This is a genomic window from Pseudomonas sp. RA_15y_Pfl1_P11 (assembly GCF_963970975.1).
GTDB classification, from domain to species: Bacteria; Pseudomonadota; Gammaproteobacteria; order Pseudomonadales; family Pseudomonadaceae; genus Aquipseudomonas; species Aquipseudomonas tritici.
Window position 1 is genome coordinate 127,529 of record NZ_CAXAOY010000016.1, and the last position, 26,326, is coordinate 153,854.

Annotated in this window: 21 protein-coding genes; all 21 read right to left on the bottom strand. The window is 59.5% G+C overall.

Annotation, left to right across the window (positions count from 1 at the left end; genetic code table 11):
* Positions 1–441 carry a type VI secretion system baseplate subunit TssE gene (gene tssE, locus AACY44_RS19975; RefSeq protein ID WP_339418705.1) on the bottom strand — a complete coding sequence of 147 codons (441 nt, stop codon included), beginning with the start codon at positions 439–441 and terminating at the stop codon, positions 1–3.
* A 2-nt stretch (positions 442–443) separates the two neighbouring features.
* Entirely contained in the window at positions 444–980 is a 537-nt protein-coding gene (gene tssJ, locus AACY44_RS19980; RefSeq protein ID WP_339418704.1) for a type VI secretion system lipoprotein TssJ, read from the bottom strand.
* Positions 961–2,058, bottom strand: coding sequence for a type VI secretion system baseplate subunit TssG (tssG, locus tag AACY44_RS19985; protein WP_339493468.1), 1,098 nt, complete (start codon positions 2,056–2,058; stop codon positions 961–963). The genes tssJ and tssG overlap by 20 nt, the downstream gene beginning before the upstream one ends.
* Positions 2,022–3,788 carry a type VI secretion system baseplate subunit TssF gene (tssF, locus tag AACY44_RS19990; RefSeq protein ID WP_339418701.1) on the bottom strand — a complete coding sequence of 589 codons (1,767 nt, stop codon included), beginning with the start codon at positions 3,786–3,788 and terminating at the stop codon, positions 2,022–2,024. Before tssF ends, tssG begins: the two co-directional genes overlap by 37 nt.
* 24 nt (positions 3,789–3,812) lie before the next feature.
* On the bottom strand, positions 3,813–5,399 hold the full coding sequence (tssA, locus tag AACY44_RS19995; RefSeq protein ID WP_339438408.1) for a type VI secretion system protein TssA: 1,587 nt from the start codon (positions 5,397–5,399) through the stop codon (positions 3,813–3,815).
* A complete protein-coding gene (locus AACY44_RS20000) occupies positions 5,396–8,782 on the bottom strand; it encodes an ImcF-related family protein (RefSeq protein WP_339455427.1) in 3,387 nt (1,128 codons plus the stop codon). The genes tssA and AACY44_RS20000 overlap by 4 nt, the downstream gene beginning before the upstream one ends.
* A complete protein-coding gene (locus AACY44_RS20005; RefSeq protein WP_339530932.1) occupies positions 8,769–9,746 on the bottom strand; it encodes a hypothetical protein in 978 nt (325 codons plus the stop codon). Before AACY44_RS20005 ends, AACY44_RS20000 begins: the two co-directional genes overlap by 14 nt.
* Before the next feature lie 140 nt (positions 9,747–9,886).
* On the bottom strand, positions 9,887–10,150 hold the full coding sequence (locus AACY44_RS20010; protein WP_038995957.1) for a PAAR domain-containing protein: 264 nt from the start codon (positions 10,148–10,150) through the stop codon (positions 9,887–9,889).
* Positions 10,147–12,489 carry a T6SS phospholipase effector Tle1-like catalytic domain-containing protein gene (locus AACY44_RS20015; protein ID WP_339530924.1) on the bottom strand — a complete coding sequence of 781 codons (2,343 nt, stop codon included), beginning with the start codon at positions 12,487–12,489 and terminating at the stop codon, positions 10,147–10,149. The genes AACY44_RS20010 and AACY44_RS20015 overlap by 4 nt, the downstream gene beginning before the upstream one ends.
* Complete coding sequence (locus tag AACY44_RS20020) at positions 12,477–13,004, bottom strand: DUF3304 domain-containing protein (RefSeq protein WP_339455429.1); 528 nt, start codon at positions 13,002–13,004, stop codon at positions 12,477–12,479. The genes AACY44_RS20015 and AACY44_RS20020 overlap by 13 nt, the downstream gene beginning before the upstream one ends.
* Positions 13,001–13,306, bottom strand: coding sequence for a hypothetical protein (locus AACY44_RS20025; RefSeq protein ID WP_339455430.1), 306 nt, complete (start codon positions 13,304–13,306; stop codon positions 13,001–13,003). Before AACY44_RS20025 ends, AACY44_RS20020 begins: the two co-directional genes overlap by 4 nt.
* Positions 13,294–13,824 (bottom strand): DUF3304 domain-containing protein, encoded by a 531-nt coding sequence (locus tag AACY44_RS20030; RefSeq protein ID WP_339455431.1) that lies wholly within the window; start codon positions 13,822–13,824, stop codon positions 13,294–13,296. The genes AACY44_RS20025 and AACY44_RS20030 overlap by 13 nt, the downstream gene beginning before the upstream one ends.
* A 76-nt stretch (positions 13,825–13,900) precedes the next feature.
* A complete protein-coding gene (locus AACY44_RS20035; RefSeq protein ID WP_339455432.1) occupies positions 13,901–14,671 on the bottom strand; it encodes a DUF4123 domain-containing protein in 771 nt (256 codons plus the stop codon).
* A gap of 10 nt (positions 14,672–14,681) precedes the next feature.
* Positions 14,682–17,081 (bottom strand): type VI secretion system Vgr family protein, encoded by a 2,400-nt coding sequence (locus AACY44_RS20040; protein ID WP_339530927.1) that lies wholly within the window; start codon positions 17,079–17,081, stop codon positions 14,682–14,684.
* Between the two features lie 2 nt (positions 17,082–17,083).
* Positions 17,084–19,741, bottom strand: a complete 2,658-nt coding sequence (tssH, locus tag AACY44_RS20045) for a type VI secretion system ATPase TssH (RefSeq protein ID WP_339416748.1) — start codon at positions 19,739–19,741, stop codon at positions 17,084–17,086.
* A gap of 143 nt (positions 19,742–19,884) precedes the next feature.
* Positions 19,885–20,376 carry an Hcp family type VI secretion system effector gene (locus tag AACY44_RS20050; protein ID WP_124377347.1) on the bottom strand — a complete coding sequence of 164 codons (492 nt, stop codon included), beginning with the start codon at positions 20,374–20,376 and terminating at the stop codon, positions 19,885–19,887.
* Positions 20,377–20,391: 15 nt separating this feature from the next.
* Positions 20,392–22,119, bottom strand: a complete 1,728-nt coding sequence (locus AACY44_RS20055; RefSeq protein WP_339416747.1) for an OmpA family protein — start codon at positions 22,117–22,119, stop codon at positions 20,392–20,394.
* 8 nt (positions 22,120–22,127) lie between these two features.
* A complete protein-coding gene (gene tssL, locus AACY44_RS20060; protein WP_339427386.1) occupies positions 22,128–22,808 on the bottom strand; it encodes a type VI secretion system protein TssL, short form in 681 nt (226 codons plus the stop codon).
* Complete coding sequence (gene tssK / locus AACY44_RS20065) at positions 22,805–24,160, bottom strand: type VI secretion system baseplate subunit TssK (protein WP_339416745.1); 1,356 nt, start codon at positions 24,158–24,160, stop codon at positions 22,805–22,807. Before tssK ends, tssL begins: the two co-directional genes overlap by 4 nt.
* 24 nt (positions 24,161–24,184) lie before the next feature.
* On the bottom strand, positions 24,185–25,726 hold the full coding sequence (gene tssC / locus AACY44_RS20070; RefSeq protein ID WP_339427388.1) for a type VI secretion system contractile sheath large subunit: 1,542 nt from the start codon (positions 25,724–25,726) through the stop codon (positions 24,185–24,187).
* A 34-nt stretch (positions 25,727–25,760) separates the two neighbouring features.
* The gene (tssB, locus tag AACY44_RS20075; RefSeq protein ID WP_339416743.1) at positions 25,761–26,264 is read right to left on the bottom strand and encodes a type VI secretion system contractile sheath small subunit; all 504 of its coding nucleotides are present in this window, start codon (positions 26,262–26,264) and stop codon (positions 25,761–25,763) included.
* Between the last annotated feature and the right edge of the window lie 62 nt (positions 26,265–26,326).

Below are 26,326 nucleotides of genomic sequence, written 5' to 3' on the forward strand. Positions count from 1 at the left end.
TTACGGCTTGGGCAGGTAGTGCTGCCGTTTCAGGTGACGCACCAATACCTTGCCCTCAGGCGCCAAGGTCGTACCGAAGGTCACGCGCTCGCCGCCTTGCAGTTGCGCGTCCAGGGCGTACTCCAGATGGCCCGGTTGGGTCTGCGGCAGCAGTTCGATATTCACTGCTGCCAGGCGCGGCTCGTACTTGAGCAAGGTGCTCGTTAGCGTGCCCATCAACCCATGTGCGGCGGCGGGCAGTCCTTGCAGGATCAGGCCCATGTCCGGCAAACCGTAATCCGGTAGGTGACTGATCGAGCCCGCCCGGCTGTTGAGGATGCGTTGCAGATTGTCCAGCACCGACAGGGTGTGCTGGTCTTCTTCCCGCACTCGGTACAGGTCCAACTCGCCGTCGAAGTTCTGCAACAGCATCTCGTAGAGCGACGGGTTCAGCTCGCTCACGGTTAGTCCTTTTCCAGGGGTTGCAGGGTCAGGCGGTTGTTGCCCAGTTCGATCACCCGCGCCCGGTCCGGGTCCAGGTCATCGCGGGTCAGCGTCAGGCGCCAGGTGTTCATCTGCGTATCGGGGGTGCGAAACAACGCCACCACGGTCACGAACTGGGCGTCTTTGTGCATGGGCACATCCAGCTGTGCGCCCTCTGCGGGTTTAACCACCACCGCTCGTTGGTCCAACAGGTCAGCGCGCAGCAGGTTGTCAGCATCGCTCAGCACGCTGTCGTAGGTCGTCTTGCCCACGACTTTGTTGTCGCGCAACTGATACACCCGCACCACGGTAGGCACCGATAAACCACTCATGTCCGTCACGTCGGTGTTCATCGCTGCCCGGCCGGTAAAATCCAGGTGCAGGACTTTTACCTGTTTGTAGAAAATGGCCTTGGCCATGGACGCGGTGCCGTCGGTTACGGTCTGGGTCAGCCCGCACCCACTCAATAACGCACCGAGCAGCGCCACCTTCAATAGATTAAAAACGGTACGCGACATGCTGTGCCTCTCTGTACTGGGGGGTGCTGTGCAGGCCTTGGTATCGGCCCAGGTTGATGGTGATGGTGTCGTGTTCGCCGATCTGCCAGGCCTCGCTGCCCAGGCCCAGGACGCCGGTCATGCCCAGCAGCACGGGCGCGCCGCCCAGCACCGGTTTGGGCAGGCTGTGTATCGGCAGCGACAGCTGCAATTTTGCGGTGCAACGCCAGCCCAGGTAGACCCGCAGCAACACCAGCAAGTCGTTATGCAGCTGGCTGCCCGGCAACCAGCCACGCGCCTCAATCAGGTCCTCGGTGAACAGCGCCAGGTGCAACTGACTGTTGGCATCAAAGCCGACGCTGCCCAACGGCGTGCCCTGGGACAAACTCACCGGGTGACGCTTCGACAGGCTGGCCGGCTGCGCCAGGGCTACTTTTTGTGGCCAGTGCGGCGTCACCCGGGGCTGGGTGTTGGGTGCCAGTAACTTGACCAGCGCGCTGATGCCTTCGGCGTTGCGCGTCGGCAGGCGCATCACGCTGAGCAGCGCCAGGAAGCGCGAGATCGGCGTGGCGATCTGCTGGGCGGTGCCAGGAATCCCCAGGCCGATCAGCCCCAGCAGGCATTGCGACGTCGCATCGCTGCCGCCCGCCTCAAACGTCGCAGGGTAGGAGTACTTACGCCAGATGCGATAGAACTGGGTAAATATCCGGTGGTTAAAAATATCCAGGAACGCCTCCAGCGCCTCATGGCCTTCGCGGCGCTGGGCGATGTCGTCCAGGAAGCTCGTCGGCATCGGTGAGTCGACGCCGTACAGGCCCAGCAGACGGGTGCGTACCGTCGCCGGACGTTCGGGATGGTCCTCGTCGGTTTCGATGGCCTTCAGTTCTCCCGCAGGAAAACCCATACCAGGGTCCGGCCGAAAGCGCACAGGGTCATCCGCCGGGTGCGCGGTGCTACCCAAGGGCGGGTGATTGGGCAACGCCTGTTCCAGCAACTGACAGAAACGGTAGAGGCTGGCCTCAGCGACCCGCCCGTCCAGCGCTTGCAGTAAACCAGCGGCTTTCAGCCGGGAATACGCTGACTGTGGTTCTCGTTCCATCGCAGGCACTTTCCAGTAGGTTGCAGGATCAGCGTGAGCTGGTTGAACAAATGAATGTCGGCATACAGGCCAAAGAAGCGATGGAGCATCTCGCCAAACAGGCTGATGTCGCCTTCCCCTGAAAAGCCATTGGCATCCAGGGTGATTTCGATATCCACCCCGCGTAGCAGAAAACCTTTCTCAAAACGCTGTACCAGATGATGGCGAACGTCGACAATCGCCTCCAGGCGCCGGCGATTCAGCTCGCTGCCGGTCCAGTCGTACAACGCCAGGGTGCCGCGCAGCACCTCGGCGCTGTCGAGCATCGGCAGGAAGTTCGAACCCAGATGGCTGAGCACGCGCCAATGAAAGCGGTCGCGGTTCGGTGGGTACTGCGGCAAACTCGGCGCACACAGGTTGTGCACCCGCAGGCCGGTCTGAGTCGATTGCACCAGGGTGTCGAGCAAGGTGCTTTGCAGGGCCTTGCGCGGTAATAGCCCATTGGTGCCGGTCAAGCGCAGGGAAAGGCTTTCGCTGCCCTGCAACCGATCCTTGTCGAAGCCGTCACCGCCCAGGATCAGCCAGGTGTCGTGCAAGCCGTTGGCCGAACGCTTCAACCGTGTATGGAAATAACGCTCAGGAGCCTCGTCGCGCAGCATGCCGCCCTTGTGGCGAAAGCTGGTGAACGGGACATAGTCCTGGCGCACCGCGTTTTTTGAGGAGGTCACCTGGTCGACCGAATAAATTTCTGTGTGGCCGTCCTGCAAGCGCATAGGCCGCAACAGGTAGTCGGTTTGCAACGGCGCCAGGGTCAGCGGGTCGGCCTCCAGCGGGAACAAGTTGATGACCGGCACGGCATGTAGGCGAATGTGTTCGCTGCTCACACTAAATTCGTGCGGCCATGCCTCGCGCAGCACCACATCCAATTCGAACCAGGGTGTACCGACGGTGAGGTTCAGTTGTTCCAGACCACAAAGGGTCACAAACATGAATTTTTCACGAAAGGTGAAGTACTCCAGCAGCAACTGATAACCGCTGAACGCGCTATCGCCCTTGGGCCACAGGCGATCTTCATCGGCGAACCCCTTGGGCGCAAAATGACCGTCCAGCGCCTGGCGCTCCTGCCCCGACAAGCGTACGTACAACGCCTGCGTGTTCAGGGTCAGTGCCTGGTGCAAAGCACTGGCCAGCGGTGCGTCGGCATTCAGGTACAGCGGCAGGCGACTGAGGTCGATCTGGCTCCAGTCGCTCAACGCCCCGCAGGCAAAACGCAGGCGCAGCAGAGAACGACCGTCTGGCTCGTAAGCCAGTCGTACCGACTCCAGGGCCAACGGTTGCAACATTAGGTCCTGGGTGGTGGTGTAACGGCAGCGTGTGCGTTGCGGGCCGATGGGTTGGGAGAGGATCTCAAAACCCGTGGCGATGGCCTCGCTGCGTTTCATCTGCGCCAGCTCAGGCACCAACTCGACGACCGACAATGAAGGGATGGTGCGCAGGTAATGCGGCCACAGCAGGCTGACCAGACCCTCGGTCAGCTCCGGCAAGTCATCGTCGAGCTTCTCGCGCAGGCGCCCCATCAAGAAGGCAAAGCCCTCGAACAGACGCTCCACATACGGGTCTTGCGCGCCCGGTTTATCCAGGTTGAGCTGAGCCGCCCGATCCGGGAACGCTTCGGCGAACTCCTTGCCGGCTTCGCGCAAGTAACGCATCTCGGCATCGAAGTAGCGCAGTGTTAAATTGTCCAAGCTCACAGAAAGATTCCAGATGAATAAGGGTTAACCGCAAAGCACTGCAGCGCGTACCGGGTCAATCGCTACTAGTCCTGCCAATAGCGCCTCGGTACGCCGGGCCAGGGTGGGTTTGTCCGCATCGTTGCGCTGTGCTTTCATGCGCAACAGCTTGAGCAGGCGAGCCTTAACCTCAAAGTTCAGCTCTGGTTCCCACACCGCCAGGGCGTGGTGCTGCGCGGTAGCGTCCAACTCCCCCAGCAGGTGCAGGGCCAGATCGCTTTTGCCATATTGCTCGGCTACCCGCGCCATCAGCAGGCGCAGCAGCCAGCGCTGACGCCCGGTTTGTATTCCAGGCCGGGATGCCAACCAGGCGAGCGCCACTTCCACGCCGTCGCTGTCGGCCTGGACCAGGGCTTCGCCCTCCAGCGCCAGGATGTCAGCGTCTCCCGTGGTCAGTACCGCCTTCGGTGCCGGTAGCCATTGCTGGGCACGATTACCACTGACGTGTTGGGTGATCCAGTCGCGGGTAGTCTCATCGGCGAAGGGCGTACCGTCGTTCCAGTGCAACAGTTCCAAGCCCGGCAGACGTTCGAGAAACATCCCCAGATCACGCTTGACGATATCGGCCCAGCTGTCTTGTGGCGCCGGTTGTTTACTCAGCGCCTGGTACAGGTACCACTGCAGATCCAGCCAGAAATGATTCACCCCCTCGGCGTACACCCGCTCGACCTGATCGAGCAATTCAGCCCAACTCTGTTGCAGGTACAGGCGTTTGAGTTGTGCCCGATAATCGCCACGAGGTGACGCCAGACGCGTATTACCGCTGGCTTCCTCAGGCGGTGCCTGGTGTACCGTGTCCCAACGCAAACTCTTCATCAGTCGATGGGCCGCCAGCCAGCCCTGGGGCTGTTCGCGCAAATACCCCGCCAACGCCCGACCGTTGTCCAGCAGGTCGCGCCCGGACTTGATGGCCGTGGCGGTCGGCGCCGCCGTCTGCACGTTCGACTCATGACTGACACTGTGCTGCGGCACCAGTGCATCCACCCCACCGGACTGGGTCAACCGGGCGGATAATGCGCCGTACAGCGCCCCAAGGGCCGGACGCTGGTCCTGCGGCCACGCCTCAAGCCCGCGCTCCAGCCAGGCCAGGGCCGCGACCGTGCGCTCGGCCTCGCTGCGCACCACCTCGGGGTATAGCGACAGGCTGTCCAGCACCTTACTGCTGGCCAACCATTCCAACGCCATCTTGCGGCTGTTGGGCCGCGTCGGCAGAACTTGGGCGGCATAACGCTCCACTAGCGCGGCCAACAAGGTCAGCCCGTCAGCTAACCCGGCCTCACCGTCCTTTTGCAAACGCGCCCACAGGTAATAAGTCCCCACCCGCAGGTCCTTGCTGGTGTGAGTAAGCAGCTTCTCGGCCAGTTGAACCACCCGCTCGGCATCCGCCCCGGACAGTTTGTTGACCTCTTCGCGCATGCGCTGGAAGTCATCGTCATAGCCTGGATCTTCGCCTACGGGTGAGTCCGCACTGATGGGCAGAAGCCACGGCTGCCAGCGTTCGGCCTGGTCGCGGCCGAGGGCCAAGGCATCGCGCTCACCCAAGCAGTGTGTGATCAGGGTGCGCAGGCTCATTCAAAACTCCCGTTTTGCGCATAGGGCACTTCTGCGGCACCTTCGTTGAGAAAAATCTGCGACGGCAGCGTGAAGTTGCGAAAGTTGAGCAAGGCCAACGGACCCGCGCCCAGCTCGGTGCGCAGGTTCCAGGTGAGATTCAGGCCATCGGGGGCCTTGAGGACCAAGCGGTAGCGGCTATCGCCGTCGTCCAAGGGGGTTATTCGCGCTTTTTCCAGCAAGCGAATCAGGCCCCAAGTGCCCTGGTAGTCACCGAACAAACGCTCGCCGGTATGGATGCTGGTCCAACTCAGGCTGGCGCCCGGATGGTCACCACGTCCCGGCCAACTGAAACGTTGCCAGAGCTCTTTCTGGTTGAAGTACTGATGTTGCACACCGTTGAGAATAAAGGTGGTTTGCACCACATCGCGCACCGGTTTGCCTTGCAGCTCAAAGCTCAGGCCCATGCCGCCGTCGGTGTAGATCACGTCAGCCAAGTGACTGAGCTGGTTGATCGCCGCCAGGAACTGCGGGTTGAAGCGCAAGCCCTGACTATGACGAGGGTCGGCTACCCAACGGCTGCCTTCCTTGCGTAGCACACCGCTCAGTTGGCGCTGCAAAAACTGCTCGATGCGCCCGGAGTCGGCGCGGATCATCTGCCCCAGCATCGGCAGCGAGGAGTCACTGGCGGTGTCAGCAAACGGGTAGCGGCCGGCGAAGGCGCCTTGCCAGTCCGTAACAATTGCCCGCTGCCACTGATTGTTGAGCCCAGCCGCAGAGGGTTGCAAAACCCGCTGCCAGGCTTGATCCAACGGCTGCACAAAGAGCGTATGGCCGACCCCACTCCACTCCGCGCCCAGGCTGGCAGCAATCAGGCTACCGTAAGACTGGGTGTCAGTCAGGTCCACGCTCTTGCCCTGAAAAACCGTCTGCGCCAGAGCCTGAGTCATTTCCTGCGGGTCGGGTGCATTGCTTACTTGCTGCAGTTTCAAACGCACCCGCGTGACCCGGGTGAGGAACGCTTGCAGGCTCAACCGGTCGTTATCGGCCTTGCCCTCGGGGGCTTTGCCCAGCAGCGTCAGCAACGGCCCAAAAGTGGCATCCAGCGGGCTGCGTGGCATCTGGGTTTGCTGGTCGATCACTGGCACCTTGTCCTGGTCGATCAGCTTTTGTGCGGACTTGATCAGCGAGTCGGCCAGCGCCTGGCTGCGAGTGCCGGCCTGCCCTTGATAGGCCAAGGTGTTCATCAGGGCAATGAGCGGCGACTGACGCACATCGGTCATCAGGGTCAACTGGTCGATCACATCAGGCAGGCTGTTGGCCTGATGCCAGCGCAAACTGTTGAGAAAATCCAGCCAGGCGTTGGCGTAGTCCTGAAAGTAGCGCTCAGTGAGGCGTTCCTTGAGCACACTTGGGGTCAGTTCGGTGGCGATGTCGGTCTGGTTGTCGCTGAGTACCCAATCGATTTCCTCGCGGCGCGCCTCGGCGATATCGTCAATGGCCTGGCGTACCTGGCCTTCCCAGGCCTGGCGGGTGAACACCCCCGGCACGCTGGATTCGGTGTAGAACAACGCCAGGGCGTCGGTTTCACCGACCATGCCTTGCACACCCAACTCAGGATATTGGTTAGCTGCCAGGTCGAGGACCTGCTGGTACAGGGTGGTTTCGGCATTGCGCTGGCCCAATTGGCCGAGCAGCACTTGTCGGGACAGTGCCACCAGCGTCGGGTCAGCCTTGATGGCCCAGTCCGGATGCGCTGCCAGGTGCTCGCCATAGAACCGCCACAGGGTGGGCGACAGGCCTTGCCAGAGGCCCGGAGATATCCCGGCGCGTGATGGCTCGGCGTTGGTCAAGGCTTTGGTCAGGAAGGTCGCGTCAGCTTTTTGCGGGCGCGCCATCATCAGGTACGCCTTCAATTGCTCGTAGGCGCCCTGGGCCCGCTCAGCCCGTTGCTCGCTGCCCGGGGGCAGACTGATCAAGGCGTTGAGCTGGCGCTGCAAATTGGCCGCTGCCGGGCCACGTATCAAGCGGTTGTTGGCGTCGACATAACGTGGCCACAGGGCATCGAGCAGGGCTTGATTTTGATTCAGGCCAAAGCGCTGGTACCAGGGCATGCCGTGTTTGGCGCGGTAATCCAGACGTGCCAGCTCGCGCACCAGATCGTTGAACGCGCTCAGTTGCTCGTCGCTGTTTCCCGGCTGTTGCAACGCCGCCAACGAAGTTTGCACGTGGGCAATCTGCACACGGTTACTGACAAACGACAGCAACAAGCCTGCCCCCCACAACGCAGCCAGCACCAGTACCAGTGCATAACTGACGCGTGGAACGCTCCAGCCCAGTCGACTGCCGCTGGTGGTTTTATCATCAAGTACGCCACGCCATACCGGGGCTGCCGACCAGATATGTTCCACTTGCTTCGTGCGCGGTACCGGCAGGCTGAACCACAACCCGCGCAACGGCACGCCACGGGCAAACTCACCCGCCAGCGGTGCCAGCGTGTGACGCCAACGGGCAATGCCCTCGGCCTGCAAGTCGCGGGACAGGCGCAGCAGGAAGTCATGGCCCATCATATTGTTGATCTGCGCCAGGCCTTCGCGACGCAAAGGCTCCAGCAAACTATTCAAACGACCTTGCAACACTTGCGCATCAAAGCGTGCCGGCAACAAGCAGCCTACCGGTCGTGCCTTGCGGGTGTCCTGCGACCAGGCACTGTCGCAGACCTGCCACAGGTACAACGGCAACTGCCAGTTCAGACCACCGGCCAGACGCTGCAACTGGCGCACGCCCGCGCCCATCGCGGCATCATCGGCGGCCTGGGTGTTGTTCAGTGCCCAGACCACCCCGTCCAATGCACGCCAACGGCTTAGACCAGCCCACTGCTGAGGGAATGACTGCTCCAGCGTCGACTGGGCACTGCCGCCCCATAATAGGACGGTGCCTTGGCCTTCCAGCCAGCGCTGTTCCGCTAGAGTCGGGGCGATGGCTTCGATTTCGGCGGGTTCGCCGACGACCAGTAGCAGGCGAACCTTGCGGCGCCAGAAGAAACCGTAGCACTCGCGCAGGTGATCACGCAGCTCTCCTACCGCTAACGCGTCTGGGGATGAGGGTACTGGACTCAATGGTGAGATCGGCGCTTCGGCATCCGGCCCCACGACTCTCAGCGCCTGGCGAGCCGCCAAGCGATCCCAGGCTAGCAGAATGACCGGGCAGAACCAGCAAAGCGCGAACCACACGCCCAAGCTCCACAGCACCAACTGTTTGAGCGGAAGTTTCGGCCAACCCAAATAGCCGCCGCACAAGCTGTACAACAGGCCACCGAGCAGCACTAGCAGCGTCATGATCAGCAGGTAACCCAACCCCACGCGAACCAACGAGCCCTTACCCACGTCCTTAATTGTTGCCATGAGGCACCGCCACTCCAATCGCCAATCGTTTGTTCCCATCCTGACTCAGCCAACCACATGGCTGACCAGCCTCCCCCGCTTGCAGCAATGCCAGGGACATACCGATAAACGGAGCAAGATGCGCCAGCACACCCCATTGTCCCGTCAGTTGATGCTCGACCGCCGACCAACCGCCCGCAACAAATGCTTCCTGGCTGGCTTTATCCAACGCCAGGCAGGTGGCCGGAGGCGTTTTCAATCCGGCGTAACGCTGCAACTGCGTACAGAGTTCGGCAGGCGGCTCACCTGCTTGATATTCACCCCGATGTAACAACTGCCGACCCTGTCGACTTACCCGCCAGAGAAAAGCAGCTTCACCGGGCACCTCGTTCTCTTCAGCGCCGTCCACCGACACCACGCCGGCACACAACAGCCAGTCGTCCTCGCCACGGCAATCGCGGTGGAAGGTATCGATCAAATCGTCCAGATCAGTCAGGTTCTGTAATGACAAACGGGCCTCGGGCAACACCACTCCCGCTCGGGCCAGCACCTCAACGAAAGCAGCCTGGCTGCTCTCATCCCCCACCCAGGCAATCGCCCGCAGATGAGGCCCGCACTCGACTAGCCCAGGGAGCGCCAGGGTCAAGCGGGCCAGGTGTCGGGCCAAGGCTGGGGTGCGCTCGGTGATCACACCCAACGACAACGGGCAACGCAACATGGGCTGTGTGGCGCCGGGTATCGCCAAGGGTGATGAGATGCCTTTCATCAAGTTCAGGTAATCTTCTTGCATGTCACCCGCAGGCCCCAGCAACAACACGTCCAGCACCGGTAAACCGAGAGAACGCCGTTGCCACCAACGCTGCATGGCGGCCTCCAGGGTGCGCAGATACACCTTGCGGTTGAACGGTTCGATCTGCCACACCAACACACGCACCGCCAGGAGCAACGCCCAGCACAGTGGCAGCACCGCACTCCACAGCCACAACTCCAGGCGCGGTTGTTCCTGGGGCCAGAGCATCAGCAAGGCTGTCGATTGCACCCCGAACAGCAGCCCCAACCCCAACCACCAACCTCGCCAACGCGGCGCGCCCGGCTCAACGAAGTCGGGGTACTCAGGGGGCCGGTTCATGGTGCGACAATCATTGAAGTTGCCGCCAGGGTGCTGACCAACTGGCAACCGCACGCGCAACGATGGCCGTCCAGCGCCACAGGTTTGCCGTCCATGGTAGAAATCGACGTACCTTCGACAATGTGCGTCATGCCATGCAGATTGCAACGGACTTGATCGTCCACACAGGCCACCGGCTTACCGAAGGCCTCGTAGTGTCCCGACAACACCTCACCGCCGAAGGGATGCAATGGGTCGCCCATGCGTACTAGGGGCATCATGACACCAGCTCCTTAGCCTGCTCGACCAAGCCACCAGTGCGCTTCAGATAGTCCAGCATGCTCTGCATGCGCAGGGCTTCTTCCCCCTCAATAATGGCTTGCGTTTGCTGCGCCACCACCTCACCGATCGCAAAGGTCGGTTGCAGGACTTTCTCTGCCCCTGGCAGGAAAGGCTCCACTTTGCCACTGACAACGTTGATCACCTGGTAACCCACCGACGCAGCGCCCAGCGTGCCAGCCAGACCTTTCCAGCCATGACGACGGATGCTGTAAACCCCGCCCAGTACCAGTGCGATGCCCACCACACGCCCAGCCACCACCACCGGGGTCATGCGCTTATTAGTCTCACCGCCGAAATACACCATGCGATAACGGAAGTAATCCCCCCACAACTCCCGTGAACTCATAGCGTCGTGCAAAAACCAGGCACGCGAGTCATGCACCTGGTCGTCAAACAGCGCGACCACCGCAGCTTTCTGCGGCGAATCGGTGACGCGAAACTTATTGCTGTTGGTCCCAACTTCAACAAAGAGCTCCTTGGCGCGCACCTCCCCCTCAGCCTTGATCCGCTCGTACTCTTGCTGCTCGTCGTCATCATTGAGCAGGTACACCGTGTCCCTGAGCGCTACATCGACTACCCAGCCCGTCACGCTGCTCTGATCGCGCCGCCAACCTTGATAGTCGTGTTCGAACTCTACAGCGGCTTCGTGGATCTGCTGCTGATCCTTCACCGGCTCGTAAGTGGGCGGACTGGCCGTCCCCAACAGAAGCTGTGCTTCGTTCTCCTGACCTCTGGCCTCTTTTCGCTTGCGTTTGGCGTCGGCGATCTCAGCCTCACGTTTGGCTTTTTGCGTCTCTTGCAGCGATGCATTGGTCTGTATGGCCTTGCCGTAGAAGGGTTCATTGGCGTAACTGCCACGGGCCAGACGCTCGATGCGCCATCCGGTGAGCCAGGCCAATTGCGCGGCCATGGCGTCTTCGAGGGAATGCCCCAGACGTAGGGATTCGTCGTTCGGCGGAGTTTGTGCGGTGTTCTCTTCGACTAGGCCCAGGGTGCTGCGCCAGGCATTGAAGCGGTCGATGAGTATTGGAGTGGTATCAAACTCTTCTAATGTATCGAGAACCATATGTCTCGCTGGAGAAATTTGCCGCAGTTTATCCGGCAACACCGCCTCAGGCACCGTTAACGGTGCACCAGCCGCAAAAGCCTCCGCATACAGGTCATGCAGCACAATCTGCGACATCAACTCGCCCGAACCGCCCCGGGCCTTGCCTTGATCCTCCGGCGGGTAACCGCCGCCCACATCCGAGTGCACGCCGGGGTAGACCACTTCTCGGGCGTAAGGGGGATAAAGGCCATCGGCGTAGCGAATCGAGTCCAGTGGGAAGCACAAGCGTTGTTCGTGGGCAGCGACAAAATGCCGGCAGACCTTGATCCACTCGGGGAATGTTTTGACATCAGGCAATTGCTGCGTGCCATCAGCCCAGTCCATATGCCCGTCAGCAAAGGGCGCGGCATGGGCGCTACCGACCGAGGCCACGGTGTCCAGCAGGCCAAGAAACTCGATGGTCAACGGCAGTCCCAATAGTGCCTGCTCCGGGTCTTCGGCACCTTCCGGAGTATCGAACAGCTCGCTCAACCAGGTAACGAAAGTGCGTGCCTCCGCTGCCCCACGAGAAAAACCATAGACGAACAGCTTGATCGCCAGCACCTTGGGCTGTGTCGTCTCGACCTTGACCCTCAAGGGCTCCAACAGCGAGGCCATAGCCTGGCGTCGGCTGCTTTTTCCCAATGCAGTCAGCGGCCAGGTAGTGGCCATTGTCTTGAGCTTGGCCTGGGCGACCGGCAGATCCAACCCCTGCTTGTTGTTCAGGGCGAAGGACAGTGCATCGGCAATTTGCAATAGCCCCCAATTAATCCGGTCCTCACCCCGATTGGCGAAGGCCAGCCCGCGCATGCTGAAGTCCATCTCACCAATTTCAGGGAAGGGAGTTCCCACACCAGGGATGTAATAACGAAAGTAGCCGCTTTCCGGCTGCTCCAGGCTGGCGTGGTAGAGCCGGGCGATATTGGTCGGGTGGGGCGGTGTGGCCTTACGGGTATCGTAGGGTTCGTTGTTGTTAGTACCGTCAAAGAACAAGCTGATATGCAGGCTGCGTGCGCAGGTGGAAGCACCCCGCAAACCGCGTTGGGCATTTAACTTCTGGCGATACTTCTCTGTCTCGGCCATTTGTAGGTCGTAATTATTGATTACGCTTTGCGGATCACTGGGCAAACGCCCTTTATTTGAAAATATAGCTGGCGCATAAGCCGACTCAATGTTCTTCACTTCGGACATATGGCTGGCTCCTTCATTTCCAACGGATCCTTGATTGGGCTATTTGGTGATGGATAGCGCCAACAGGAAGTTGATACCTTGACTTTATTACAGGGCAGAAAATGCACTTCCAACGCACACAGCCTGTCTTCGTAAGGAGGCAGATCCACTATGGCGCTGTGTTGTTGGTAATTGGCTTTGTGCTTTACCATAAAGGCTCGAAATGCATCCGTACCTAAAGGAGGGGATTTCGCATAAGGATTCGGATCAGTTTCCCACTCCACTTTAAGCTTCAAGCCTGGCTGCCATTGCCTTGGCAACATCGCACAGCACATCCCACCACCATAGCCATGTGGAGATATATTGGCGCCGCCATAACCATTCACGGAAAAGTGATTAATGGCCGCTGACGTGTGATTCACTCCATTCAAATTGCCCGCCAAAAACTTTGACTCTCCCACCGAGCACCCAGCCAGTAACGCAAGTAAACAACCGCCCACCCATTGGCACACAACACTGTCTTTTAAATAGCTCATCCCCACTCCTTATTTGCTATCAAGTTCGGTACGGAAAGCGCCGACCCCAAGCGCCTTTCGTTCAAAACCTGGATCGGTTGTGTCCGGAATTGTTCGTTTTCACTTTCAATAAACAGATTCTGTACGTCCCTGGAATCACCACGAAAACCGCGTTGGGCATTTAACTCCTGGCGATACTTCTCTGTCTCGGCCATTTGTAGGTCGTAATTATCGATTACGCTCTGCGGATCACTGGGCAGGCGCCCTTTATTTGGAAATATGGCCGGCACATAAACCGACTCAATGTTCTTCACTTCGGACATATGGCTGGCTCCTTCATTTCCAATGGCTCTTTAATTGGATATCCAGGTTGGCCATAAGCCATGCAGGCAGTTGTGACCTTTATTTGATTGCATGGTAGAAAGTGAACCTTTAATGAACACAGCTTTTCTGTCTCATAAGCTGGGAGGTCCACTATGGCGCTGTGTTGTTGGTAGTTGGCTTTATGTTTGGCATACGCCGCTCGGTACGCGTCGGTTCCCAAGGCAGGTAAATGCGCATTAGGATTCGGATCAGCTTCCCACTCCACTTTAAGCTTCAAGCCTGGCTGCCATTGCCTTGGCAACATCGCACAGCACATCCCACCACCATAGCCATGTGGAGATATATTGGCGCCGCCATAACCATTCACGGAAAAGTGATTAATGGCCGCTGATGTGTGATTCACACCATTCAAATTTCCCGCTAAAAACTTGGACTCCCCCACCGAGCATCCAGCGAGTAACACAAGCAAACAACCGCCCACCCATTTGCACACAGTACTGCCTTTTAAATAGCTCATCCTCTACTCCCTATTTGCGCTCAAGTCCGGTACGAAAAATGTCTGCATTGATCAACAGATAGCTAACGACGCTCATCTAAGCAATATCCGCACGGTCAAAATTCAGCTTTGCGTATAGTTTCAAGTCACCAAAATAGTTTTCCCGATTCGCTTGAAGCACTACCCGATAGCAACTTGCAAAACATTGCTCATGGGAAAGTTCCGGAAACTTCATCCTTGCAACCGCGAGCAAATTTTGTGCGTCACTGATGCTGCCCAACCGGTCAAATTGAGAGTCAGCCAAGCTAATGGGAGGAAAGGTTTCATCCAGGGTCTGATTCGACCGATAGGTGCCAGGCTGCCAAGCAGGCTGCTGGTCCCGATCCAGCCAGCTCCAGAACAGGGTCACGCGCAGGAATTGCTCTTTCTGTTCAGGGCTCAATACGCTGGCCAACACTTCAGACATTACACGAGGGTCATAAAAGCGCAGCAATCCAGACTGGCCTCCCCACTCAAGCTGCGAGAGCCCCTGAAGGGACTTAGCCAAAACATCAAACGGCATAGGTGAAATCAACAGCATGAGGCGTGGCAGATGCCCAACCTGTTCAACCAGCTCTTCCAGCCAGGCTTTGTGCCGCCAGTCGTCGAGGTTGATTCGCATCAGAAGGGGCGCCTGCGTCAACAGTGCCTCCTCTGGTGTTTCGCTGAACAAAGAAAACCAGGACATGCCCGGCTCCATGAGACGAAGGGCTGGTAATATGGATATATCCCAGCCTGCTTGATCAACCACGACATCGACATGCCCCACGTTCGCGGAGCCGCAAAGGCTTTCTATCTGCTCGATCCATCGTGTGTAGTGCTCTTGCATTTTTCTACCCTCAGCCAGCGGTGCGCATGACTGCGCCCGCCGCTTGCGTTTGAGCAATTTTCAGACATTCTTCGCACACCGACTGCGGCAATTCGGGCATGGGAAAACTCTGGCTGGCGGTTGTTTCCCAGACATGCTGGCCCTTAAGGTTGAGCTTTCCTGGGCTGTGGATGTCGATGGCGCCCGCCGGGGTGATACGGATGTAACCACCGCCACAAGCCAGGGTGATGCCGTTCTTGGCCGTCAGTTGCAGGTGGCCCTGCACGGTCTGCATGGTGATGTCTTGCTGGGCAATCAGATTCATCACGTCGCCGTGGGATTCGATTTCCAGTGGTCCCTTGCCGGACACCAGGCGCATGCCTTCCTGCTGGGCCAGTAGCGAGATGGCCTGATTCGCGTGGAGGGACAGGCGCTGCGCGGCGGCCAGGTTGATTTCGTCGTTGCTTTGCACGTACATCGCATCGCCGCTTTTGAGCAGGAGGCTGGCGGGGGTCACCGCACCAATACCTTTTGGGGCACTGAGCAGGATGGCCGAGGCGTTCAGGTCTTTGGCGCTGTCGTGAAACTGCTGCAAGCCGGTGATAGTGGGCTGGCGGCTGTGGTGGGCCTGAGCGATGTCCTGCCAGTCGGCGATTTGCTGTTTCGCGCCCTGGATCTGACTGGAAGCCGGCTCCATGGTCAGTACGTCACCGGTGGCCTTGGCCTGTTCATCAGCAGTGATAAACAACCCTTTCCCACCCCGAATTGCGCCCCAGCCGTCGGTGCGCAGTTCAAAGCCTTCACCGCGCTTTTGCTTTTGCGCATCGACCAGGTGCCCGAGGTTGAGTTGGCTCTTGCCGCTGTGCTCGGTACTGAGCTTGATGTGCTCCTGCCCGCGCAGGTCTTCCATGCGCAGCTTGTTGTTGGCTGGCGTGCGCAGCACGTTGCGCGTGTAGTCGCGTTTACCCAGCGTCACGTGGTCAGGGTGCTGGCTGTCGTGTAAGGCATGGGCGATGTACGGACGGTCCGGGTCGCCCTGTTCAAAGGCAATGGCGACTTCGGTACCGGGGATCAGCGGCAGGTGCAGGCCATGGGTGTCGCCGGCATAGGGACGCGCCAGACGCAGCCACAGGCTTTCTTCACCGGGTTTCCAGCTGTCGCGGTCGAACAGAAAGTTAACTTTGTAGCGACCCTCGATATCGATGTGACCGTAGGGGTCATGTTCCTGCGGGCTGGTGACGCGGGCCGGAACGGTGCCGGCGATTTGCGGTTTGCTGTGCAGCGCTGGGCGAAAGCACACCGTTTCCGAGTAAGGGATTGCCTCAAAGCTGACTTCAAAACTGCGATCCCGAGCGGCACGCGTGGTCAACTGGGTAATGACCGCACCAGGGCCAAACGCTTGCGGCGCGCCGCCTGAGATCTTGAGCACCTGACCCGGCGCCAGGGTGGCGCTGCTGCTAACACCGCTGAGTTGAGTCTGGCCATTAAGGTAACGCTCGTGACGCAGGCGCGCATAGAAAAAACCGCTTTCGCTTTGCAGGTCTTCGTCATGGGCATAGGGATCACCCAGTACGGTGTACGGTTCGGCGTAGTGGTAGGCCTCACCGTAGGTGGTGCTGGCACCACGGGTTTGATCAACATCGCCATTCAGGTGGGCCGTGGCAACACGGTGATGGTAGGCGCGGATGTTGACGTGTTTTTCTACGACTTGATGGCTGGATTGCAAGGCCCACACGCCATCCTGCCCGCTGCTGCTTAGGCCCGACTGAGGGCGGTACGCCAGCGCGACGTCGAACTGATAGTGACGTTGGTCATCGTGAAACTCCACCACGTCGATGTTCAGGCGCTCGTCACGGGTGAAGCGGTACCAGATGCCGACGTCGGCCAGCAGACGGTTGATGAAGGCCAGATCGCTTTCGCCGTACTGCATGACTTGTTCGCGCTTGGGGTATTCACGCACTAGGTTGAAGAGAAAGTCCTGGCCTTCAAAATCGTGGCGGGTACGCAGAATACTTTCGACGATCTGCGGCACCGACTGGTGTTGGTAGATCCGAAATTGCCGGCCTTGGCCAAGCAGCGCCAGGTGTGGTTCGAGGGTGATTTCGTAGCGGGCTTCATCAATGGAGCCGGACAGGCGTTTAAATCCGGTGACCACACCGTGCAGCGTGCGCAGTGGCTTGACCTTGGGCGCACTCAGGCCCAAAAACGGCAGGTTGTGCGGTGCACCGTGCAGGCTGAAACAGGCGTTCTGGCCGAGGATTTTTTCGGCGCCGATATCGCTGTCGAAGCAGGTGAATTCAACACGGTAGTTGAACGGTTGGCTCAGGGCCTCTGAACCCTCGAAAGCGAGAACGTCGAGCCGTGCGTCAACGTCGCGAACGGTGAGTGTGTGACGGCTGTGATCGAAGAAAGTGCGCAGTTCGTTGAGCATGTTCAGACCTCCATGGCGACGGGTAATGTCGCGTCTTGGGTGTCTGTGAAATTCAGCACAATGCCTTCTTCATCGCTGTAGCCCAGGGTCACGCCGAGGATTTTCTGCTGGGCGGCCTGGCGTTGCAGCAATTGCTGACTGAGCACCGGCAGGATCTGCTGATTGAGCAGACTGTCGATGTTGCGCGCTCCCGTGTCAGGCAGCAGGCAGGCGGTCACCAGGGCCTCGTTGAGGGCTGCGTCGATCTGGCAATCCAACCCGTAGTGGCGCTGCAGACGTTTGGCGACCTGAGCAAGCTTGATCGCGACGATGTTTTTGAGGGCGTCGGCTTGCAGCGGGCGGTAGATCAAAGTCTGGAAGCGCGCCAACAGGGCCGGCTGGAAGTGCTCGCGCAGGATCGGGCGCAGCAGCTCGTGCAGAATGCTGTCCGGCGCGCCGGGGAACTCTTGCAGGCAGGCTTGCAGTTCATCGCTACCCAGGTTGGAGGTCATCAGAATGACCGTATTACGAAAGTCGATTTCCCGTCCTTCGCCATCACGCATGCAGCCACGGTCGAAGACTTGATAAAAAAGATTGAGGACGTCGCGGTGCGCTTTTTCTACCTCATCGAGTAGCACCACGCTGTAAGGACGTTGACGCACCGCTTCAGTGAGCACACCGCCCTGGCCATAACCGACGTAACCGGGCGGCGAGCCTTTGAGCTGGCTGACCGTGTGGGCTTCCTGGTATTCCGAGAGGTTGATGGTGATCAGTGATTTTTCGCCACCGAACAGCTTGTCGGCCAGGGCCAGGGCGGTTTCGGTCTTGCCGACGCCACTGGTGCCCACCAGCAGGAACACACCCAGCGGTGCCTTCTCGTCCGTGAGTCCGGTCTTGGCCGCACGCAGGCGTTGGGCCAAGGCGCCGAGGGCGTGGTCCTGGCCGATCACTTGTTCACCCAGTTGTTGCTCCAGCTCCAGCAGGTTGGCTTGTTCGTCCTTTAGCAAGCTGCCCAGCGGCACGCCGGTCCAGTCGGCAATCACTTCGGCCACGCTGCGGGCGTCAACGTCCAGGGAGAGCAATGGCTGGTTGCCCTGGGCGTCGCTCAGTTGTTGTTGCAGGTGCAGGCAAGCGTCCATCCGTGGCGGTTCGGCCTGACGGGCATCAAGCAGTTGTTGGGTGAGGTCGAGTTCGCGGCGGTATTGCTCCTCAAGCTCTAGTTGCTGGCGGTGCAGGTCGGCGTGTTGCGCAGCGATGATCGCCAAACGCTCGCCTGCGGAGCTGCCACTCAGTTGTTGATCTTCTTCTAGGGCTTGACGCTCCAGCTCCAGGGCGGTCTGCCGGGCCTTGATGCGGACCAGCGCCTGGGGCTCGCAATCGAGGCTCATGCGTACCCTTGCGCTGGCGGTATCCAGCAGGTCGACGGCCTTGTCCGGCAGTTGGCGGCCGGTCAGGTAGCGCCGCGACAGGTTGACCGCCGCCTGTACCGCAGCGTCCAGAATATGCACGCCATGGTGGCTGGCATAACGCGCCTTGAGGCCGCGCAGCATCAGGCTGGCGTTGGCGTCATCCGGTTCGTCGACCTTGACCATCTGGAAACGTCGTTCCAGGGCGGCGTCACGTTCAAAATACTGTTTGTATTCGCTCCAGGTCGTGGCTGCGATGGTGCGCAACTCGCCGCGCGCCAGGGCAGGCTTGAGTAGGTTGGCGGCGTCAGCACCGCCGGCCTGGTTGCCGGCGCCGATCAGGGTGTGCGCTTCGTCGATAAACAGCAGTACCGGGTGAGGCGATTGCTGCACGGCGTCGATGACGTTTTTCAGGCGTTGTTCGAACTCGCCTTTCACCCCGGCGCCGGCCTGCAGCAGGCCCAGATCCAGCGTGCGAACACTGACAGGCTTGAGGCTGTCAGGGACATTGCCTTCAACGATGCGCAATGCAAGGCCTTCAACCAGCGCGGTTTTACCCACCCCGGGTTCACCCACCAAGATCGGGTTGTTCTTGCGCCGGCGACTGAGAATGTCGATGACCTGCCTAATCTCATCGTCACGGCCGAACACCGGATCGATCTGTCCCGCCCAGGCCTTAGCGGTAACGTCGTGGGTGAATTTGTCCAAGATGACTTTCAGGGCTTCTGACTTGTCCGCACTGGATGAAGCCTGTGTTACAGAGGTCTCGGTTCGGTTCAGCACGGCCTCTTGTTGCACCTGTGGCCGCTCTTCGGAATGCTGGTCGAGCATTTCGAATAACCGCTGTAACTGGGTGTCGCTGATACTGAGCAGCGGCCAGGCGGCATCACAGGTGAGCAGGCTGGGCGTCTCCAGCAGTGCGCCGAGCAGGTGGGCCGAGCGCAACGTGTCGTTGTTGCCATCCAGGGATGCCTGCAACCAGGCGTTCTTGATCAGTTGTTGCAGCTTGCCACACAGCTGCGGCTTGGCCTGCACACTGCGCGGCAGACTGTCGAGGTGATCGAGCAGGCCGCGCCAGAGTGCATCCATATCCCATTCGTAGCGACGGGCGATGAGGGTCAGGTCGCCTTCGCCCTGCTCCAGCAACTTGAGCAACCAGTGCTCGATACTGATCAGCCCATGGGCGCGGCTCTGGCACAAGGATGCCGCCGCGCTCAGTGCCTGAGCGCAATAGGGGTTGAGGCGGCGAAGCAAACGGGCAGAACTCTGAGCCATGGGATACATCCCTGTTGTGGATTTTCGGTGTGCCGTCTACAGCACAGACAGTTCGATGTGTTTGGCTCAGCGCCCGCGAGCGGACGCTCAACCCTGCACACCGCGAACCAGCAGACGGAAACCCGCCTGCTGGCCTTCTCGCATCAGGCGCTCTGGCGTTCGTTCCAGGAATCGGAGTGAATGATGTTGCCGTCTTTGTAGGTCCAGGTGACCTTCTCGTAACGCAGCTCGATCTGCTCCAGGTGGTTGTGCTTTTCCTTGCTCGGGTCTTTGACGTCGTGCATTTTCGGCGCGACTTTTACGACCTTGACGTTTTCCAGCTTGGTGATGAAGTACTCGACTTCCTGGCCGGCGTCATCGATGCGGTACCACTTGAACTCGGCGCTCTTGAGGGTCTGGCCAGTGGTCACCGCCTTGTACAGGTAAGGACTGGACGCATCGATTTCCTTGGAGAACAGGAACGGGGTGTGCACCCGGGTGCCAGTCAGCTTGCCGGTGTTGTTGTCGGTGGGGATGTACAGGCTGTGGTCCTGGGCGATGACCTCGATACTGCCTTCGCGCTTTTGTACGTCCACGGACCCTTTGATTTCAGCACCGCCGTCATCTTGCAGCCAGAGGTAAACGGGAATAGCCATGTAAAGCTCCTTTTCTCAAAATTTGAATGCCGCTGGATGCGGCCGGGGGTGTCTGTCCAGCACCGCTGTGGGCAACGCACAGGCCCCCACCTCCGGCACCAGACGGATATCGACGCGACGGTTGGCAGCACGCCCAACCTCGGTGTCATTGCTGGCCACTGGCTGGTTGGCACCAAAGCCCTGGACCGCAAAACAACTGTCGGGGATGTCGCCCATGCGCTGCATCCAGTCACGCACCGAGGCGGCGCGGGCGCGGGACAGTTCAAGGTTTTGCTCGGGGCTGCCGGTGACATCGGTATGCCCGGCAATAACAATCAGCCAGCCTGGCTGGGCCTTGATGTTGACCAGGGCGTTGATCAGCACCTTGGTCGAGCCAGCCTTAAGTTCAGCGCTGCCCGTGCCGAACAGTGACAGGCTGTCCAGGCGCACCGGGTTGGGAACCTTCGCAAGCGGGGGGGCTTTGGGCGGTTGTCGATGACTGGCGATGGTCGCCAACAGCGGCTGGCGCAAAATTTCGCCGCGATACAGTCCCAGGCCCAGTGCCAGCGGTTCGCCCTGTCGGTAGTAGTCGTCCAGGCGACTGGCATCTTGGCGCAACACTGCAACAGCGTTTTCACGCAAGACGAATTGGGGTTGGTCACGACGCTCGGCTGGGGGAATGGAGGCATAGCGTCGCAAGTCGTCACTGACCTGCCGCAGCAGCAGGTTGTTCTGCCATGCCGAGCTGGCCAGGGCCACGACGCCAGCTACCGCAAACAACCAGCACGCCACTACACTTGCCCACAGGGCTGGGGAGCGTCGGGCGTGGAGCGGCAGCAGATTCAGCAAGGGATCAGGAAACGGTAAAGCCGGACTTACCTCCACCAGCGGTTGCCCGGCATCACTCAACCCCACCTTGTCACGTAACCATTGTTGCCATAGATTGCCGGCGACCTGTAGGGGTAGAACCGGTACCAGGGTGATGGCGCAGGCCAGTGGGTGATGAGTGTCACGGGGCTCGAAGTGCGGAAGTAGTGTTTCCTTCAGCCACGTCGCCACGCTGCTGACCTGAACGCTCCTGCACAAACGTGCGGCGTAGGTTGCACTGTCGGCGGCCTGCCGCTGCCAGTCGGTCAGGCTGATACAGGCACCAGCCTCGCGCACCAGAGGGCTGGGTTGACCGGCCTCCCAACTGAACCAGGTCCTTTCGCCTTTTGCGGCTTGCACATAACTCACCAGCATTAGCGGCAGTGCCAGGCCGCGCTTGCGCACCAGGGCGAGCTGATGGCAAAAGACGCGCACCTGACCCGCAAGCTCTGCGGCGTCGGTGTGCTCGCCGGGGTTGGCAACAAACATGACGCTAAGTTGCCCACCCCAGTCCGGGCGAAAGGCCTGGATGCCCGTGATGATCGGTAATAGTTGCTCAAGGCTGGGGATACGCACATAACACCCCTGCGAGGTGGTGCGCAGGGCCAATTGGTCAGCTGGCACCGCACCGAATAGACCACTCAGGCCATCGCCACAGACCAATATCACCGGCTGACGGTAGGCAGTCGGTGGCAGGAAGGTATCGCCGACCAACACCAACTGCTGGCCCTGCCGTGCAAAACGGCGTCCCACCCGGACCCAGGCCCAGGCGACCACGATCACAACGACCAATGCCGCCACGGCACTTATCCAGCCGGCGAACGGTATGACCATCAGCAGCATCAAGGCAAGCGTGCCGCCCCACAGCCAAAGGTTTTGTGTCAGCTTGAGCGTCATACCACCACTCACGCCTGGCCAGGTACAAGCGTGGCGATCAGACTGCCCAGCCAGTGATCCAACCCCCACCAAGCACCGATCAGTAACAGGCCCGCCGCCAGGATATGAACCAGTGGAGATCGCAACCCACGCAGAGGATTCATTCGATGGCCGATGCCCTGGGTCATGACCGCCTGGTTGAGCGCCAGGGGGGCGACCCGTGCATTCAACGCGTCCAGCAGTTGCTCACGCTCGGGATCGCCCACGTTACGGTACCGGCCCTGAAAGCCGAGCATCAGGACCCGCTGAAAGGCTGTCAGTACCAGTACGTCAGGCGAGGGCTGGCGAAGTGATTCGCGCATGTCTTCATACAAAAACTCACCGGCCTGGTGGCGATTGAAGAACTTGGCCTGCAAGGGCTCACTGGCCCATTGGGCATGGGCATCACCCTTGGCACAGCTGAGCGCGGTCTCGTCCAGCAAGGCACACAGGGCGTGACTGATCAGCTCAATGCTGCGTGTGTTTATGTTCGCATCCTTGAGCCCCTGCTGGACCTGCTCGACCTGCTTCTCGCAGCGTTTCCACAGTTCCGGACCATCTTGTATCGAGGCGCCCTGGCGCAGTTCGACGACCAGTAGGTAGCTGTCTTGCAACAGCGCATCAAGCTCCTGCGCGGTGACGGCATGTTTTTTCGAGGGAGTCAGATTCATGCGCGCAGTACCGCAAACAGTTCGAGTTTGATGTCAACCAGCGTGCTCGGCACATAGAACGCGCAGGTCCCTTCAGCCAGCATCGCTTGCCCTTTGGCATGGCCCAGATCAAGGGCGAAGTACTGGTTTTCCAGGCGCAATGGAATGGCTGCTGGCACATGGCTGAGCGGCTGCAACGGCACACCGTCGAGGGCTGCGTTGACCAGGTAATCGACATCGTCCGGCGTCCCCACCTTGCACAGGCGCGGGAACTGGCTCTGCAACTGTGCCGCCGGCATTCGGCAGCGCACCGACAGGTAGAAGTCAGCACCGTCCCTCTCACGCAGGCGTGCATCGTTGAGTGTGACTTGCCAGCGATTAGCCCCCACTTCCTCCAACTCCAGGGCAATAACCCGCGACGGCAGACTGGCTTCCAGCAAGGTGGAGATGGTGCGCATCAGGGGCGGGAATACACTTTCCAGCTGTTCGTGTCGGTAAGCAGGAATACAGTCCAGGTCCTGCTCCAGCGAAAAAGTCAGCAGGCTGCCGGCCAGCTTGATCAGCTCCAGGTACACCTGTTCGGGGTGCCGTGCCGGATGTACCTTGAGGTCGGCCAGTACCGGTTGGTAGGTGTTCAATGCATTGAGCAACCAGAACAACGACACATCGGCCACGGCAAAATCCGCCATGCGCTGATTGCTCTCGCGGCGCATGCCCATCAGCCGTTGCCGCTTGGCGGACAATTGGGTCAGCAGGTTATCGAGCTGGGTCAGCAGCCCTGGATGGGCCGCGAAGCTGAGTAACGGCGGCACATAATCAGGATCAAGGTTCCACTCGCCCTGTCCGTCACGCACCAGACGTACGATCGGACAGGTCAGGTAATCGGCATTTTCGTCGTCAGCCAAGCGCAGGGTCAGGGCGTGCTCCAGCACGCCAATCGACTGCACCTCGTCGGCGTAGATATCCTGCACTTGCCGCCAATCCTGGCGATAACGCGTTGGCCGCTCGGCCCTCGCTCCGTCGAACACACAGTTATTGCCATTGGCTTGTTCCAGTGGCAACGCCAAGAGCAACGTAGCCTCTTGGGCGTCATCGGGCAGCAGGCGAGCCAACTCCAGGGCGGCTGGCAACCGATCCACATGGTCGGTATCGACCAACGTGCCATCAGGCATACGCACCCGCACATGAGTGGCCTTGAGCTTACCCAGGCGTAAGGCTTGCAGGTCGAACGCCACCCCCTGAACACCCCAGGGGTGTACCAGAGACAGATGGGCCACACTCTCGTTAGCCCAGGCCTCCCAGCGTGCCTGCTGCTGGAATTGTTGCGGGGACAGTAAGGCCCCCGCAGCCCACAGGGGGCGGTCGATCTTCATGACATCATTTCCCTACGAAGTGGCTTAGGCTTTTGCCTTGGGCATCTGCGAAACCAGCGACAAGTTCACGTCCATGCCTTCGACCTGAAAGTGCGGCACCGCGTACAGCTTGACGCGGAAGAAGCCAGGGTTGTCCTCGATGTCTTCTACCGTCACCTTGGCATCGCGCAGCGGGTGGGAGGCTTGCAAGTCGTCGCCAGGGTCGGTCATTTCGGTGACCAGGCCACCGATCCACTTGTTCAGCTCCAGTTCCAGCAAACGGCGGTCCTTGGTCGTCCCGATGTTTTCGCGCTGGATCAGCTTCAGGTAATGGGCGATGCGCGACAGCAGGAAGATGTACGGCAGACGCGCATTGATTCGGCTGTTGGCCGTGGCGTCAGCAGTGTCATACAGCGCCGGCTTTTGCGCCGAGTTGGCCGAGAAGAAACACGCGTAGTCGCGGTTCTTGTAGTACGACAGTGGGATGAACCCGAGGTTGGCGAATTCGAATTCGCGGGTTTCCGGAATCATTACCTCGGAAGGAATCTTCACCTGGTTGCCAGTGCCCAGGTCGTACAGGTGAATCGGCAGATCGGTGACTGCGCCACCCGATTGCGGTCCGCGAATCTGTACGCACCAACCGTTGGTGATAAAGCTCTTGACCATGTTGGCGGCGAAAGCGAACGAAGCGTTGGTCCACAGGTATTTCTCGTGATCCGGGCCCTTGACGCTTTCGCTATAGTTAAAGCTGCGCACCGGGACAGTGTCCGGGCCATACGGCAGACGACCCAGCACGCGGGGCATGAGCAAACCGATGTAACGGGAGTCGTCGCTGTCGCGGAACGCCTTCCACTTAATGTATTCGGCCCGGTCAAAGTAGTTGCCGATATCTTTGATCGCCGCCACTTCTTCCATCGACTGCTTGCCAAAGAACGCAGGACCTACGGAACCAATGAACGGCATGTGCGCCGCTGCTGCCACTTTGGAGATATTACGCAAAAGAGCAATATCCTGCGGGCCGCGATTGAACTCGTAGTTGGAAATCGCCGCTGCAATCGGCTCGCCACCCGGGGTGTCGTATTCCTGGGTGTAGGTGTGCAGATACAGACCGCTTTGGGCAATTTCAGGCGCATCTTCGAAGTCTTGGACCAGATGATCCTTGCTGATATCCAACAGTTCGATACGCACGTTCTGGCGGAAATCGGTCTGGTCAATCAACGATTTCACGCCGCGCCAAGTCGACTCGACACGCTGAAAGTCGGGATGATGCATGACCGCGTCGAGTTGACGGCTGATCTGTGCGTCCAACGACGCAATGTGTTCATCCAGCAGGGCTTTGTCTAGGCGCTCGACTTTATGTGACGACTGTTTGAGCAGGTCCAGGAAGACACTGACGGCCGCAGTGACCCGTTCATCCGCAGACGCTTCGGACAGGGCCTCGGAGTTTTGAAACGCTTCGATGCCACTCAACTGCGCAACCGGGCTGAGGTTGATCTTGGCGAACAAAGCGCCATAGATACCTTGGCCGCTGTCTGCGTCGTGGGTTTTAGTCAACTGCGAGGGTGCGGATGATTGTTCTGCGGACATGGTAAAAACTTCCTTATTAACGAACCGAGGGCAATTAACGATCTTCTTGTGGTGCCAGAGCGGCCAGTTCGACTCGTAGCTCGTCACTCAGCGCGTCATCTCTGAGGATGCGTTCCAGCTCGTGGCGGAAGGTCGCGTTGTCCAACAGGTTGGATTTGAGGTCGCGTAGCAGATTGCGCATCGCCAGCAGGGCTCGCAGTTGCGGAATTTGCCGCGCTACCTGCTCTGGCTCGAAATCTTTCATGCTCTGGAAATTCAACGCGACAGCGGTGTCGGCGTCATCATCGACCAGGGTATTTTCCACCGCCAATTTCAAGCTTGGAGAAAACTCAGCTAAGACACTGTCGAAGTTGTTTTTATTAATGCCTACCTTGCTTCTTTCTGATAACGAGCGCTGTTCTTTACCGTTGCTGTAATCGCCCATCACCATCAGCTTCAGTGGTAATTCAATTTTTTTCTGTGCCCCGCCGGTGTGCAAATCGAGCTTGATATTGACCCGTGCCTTGGGCACTTCATTTTGAAAGCTGTTTGAAGCCATACATCCTCCAGACATAACTCTACGAGACGGAAGAACGCCATCACGAAAACCAGGCAGCTCAG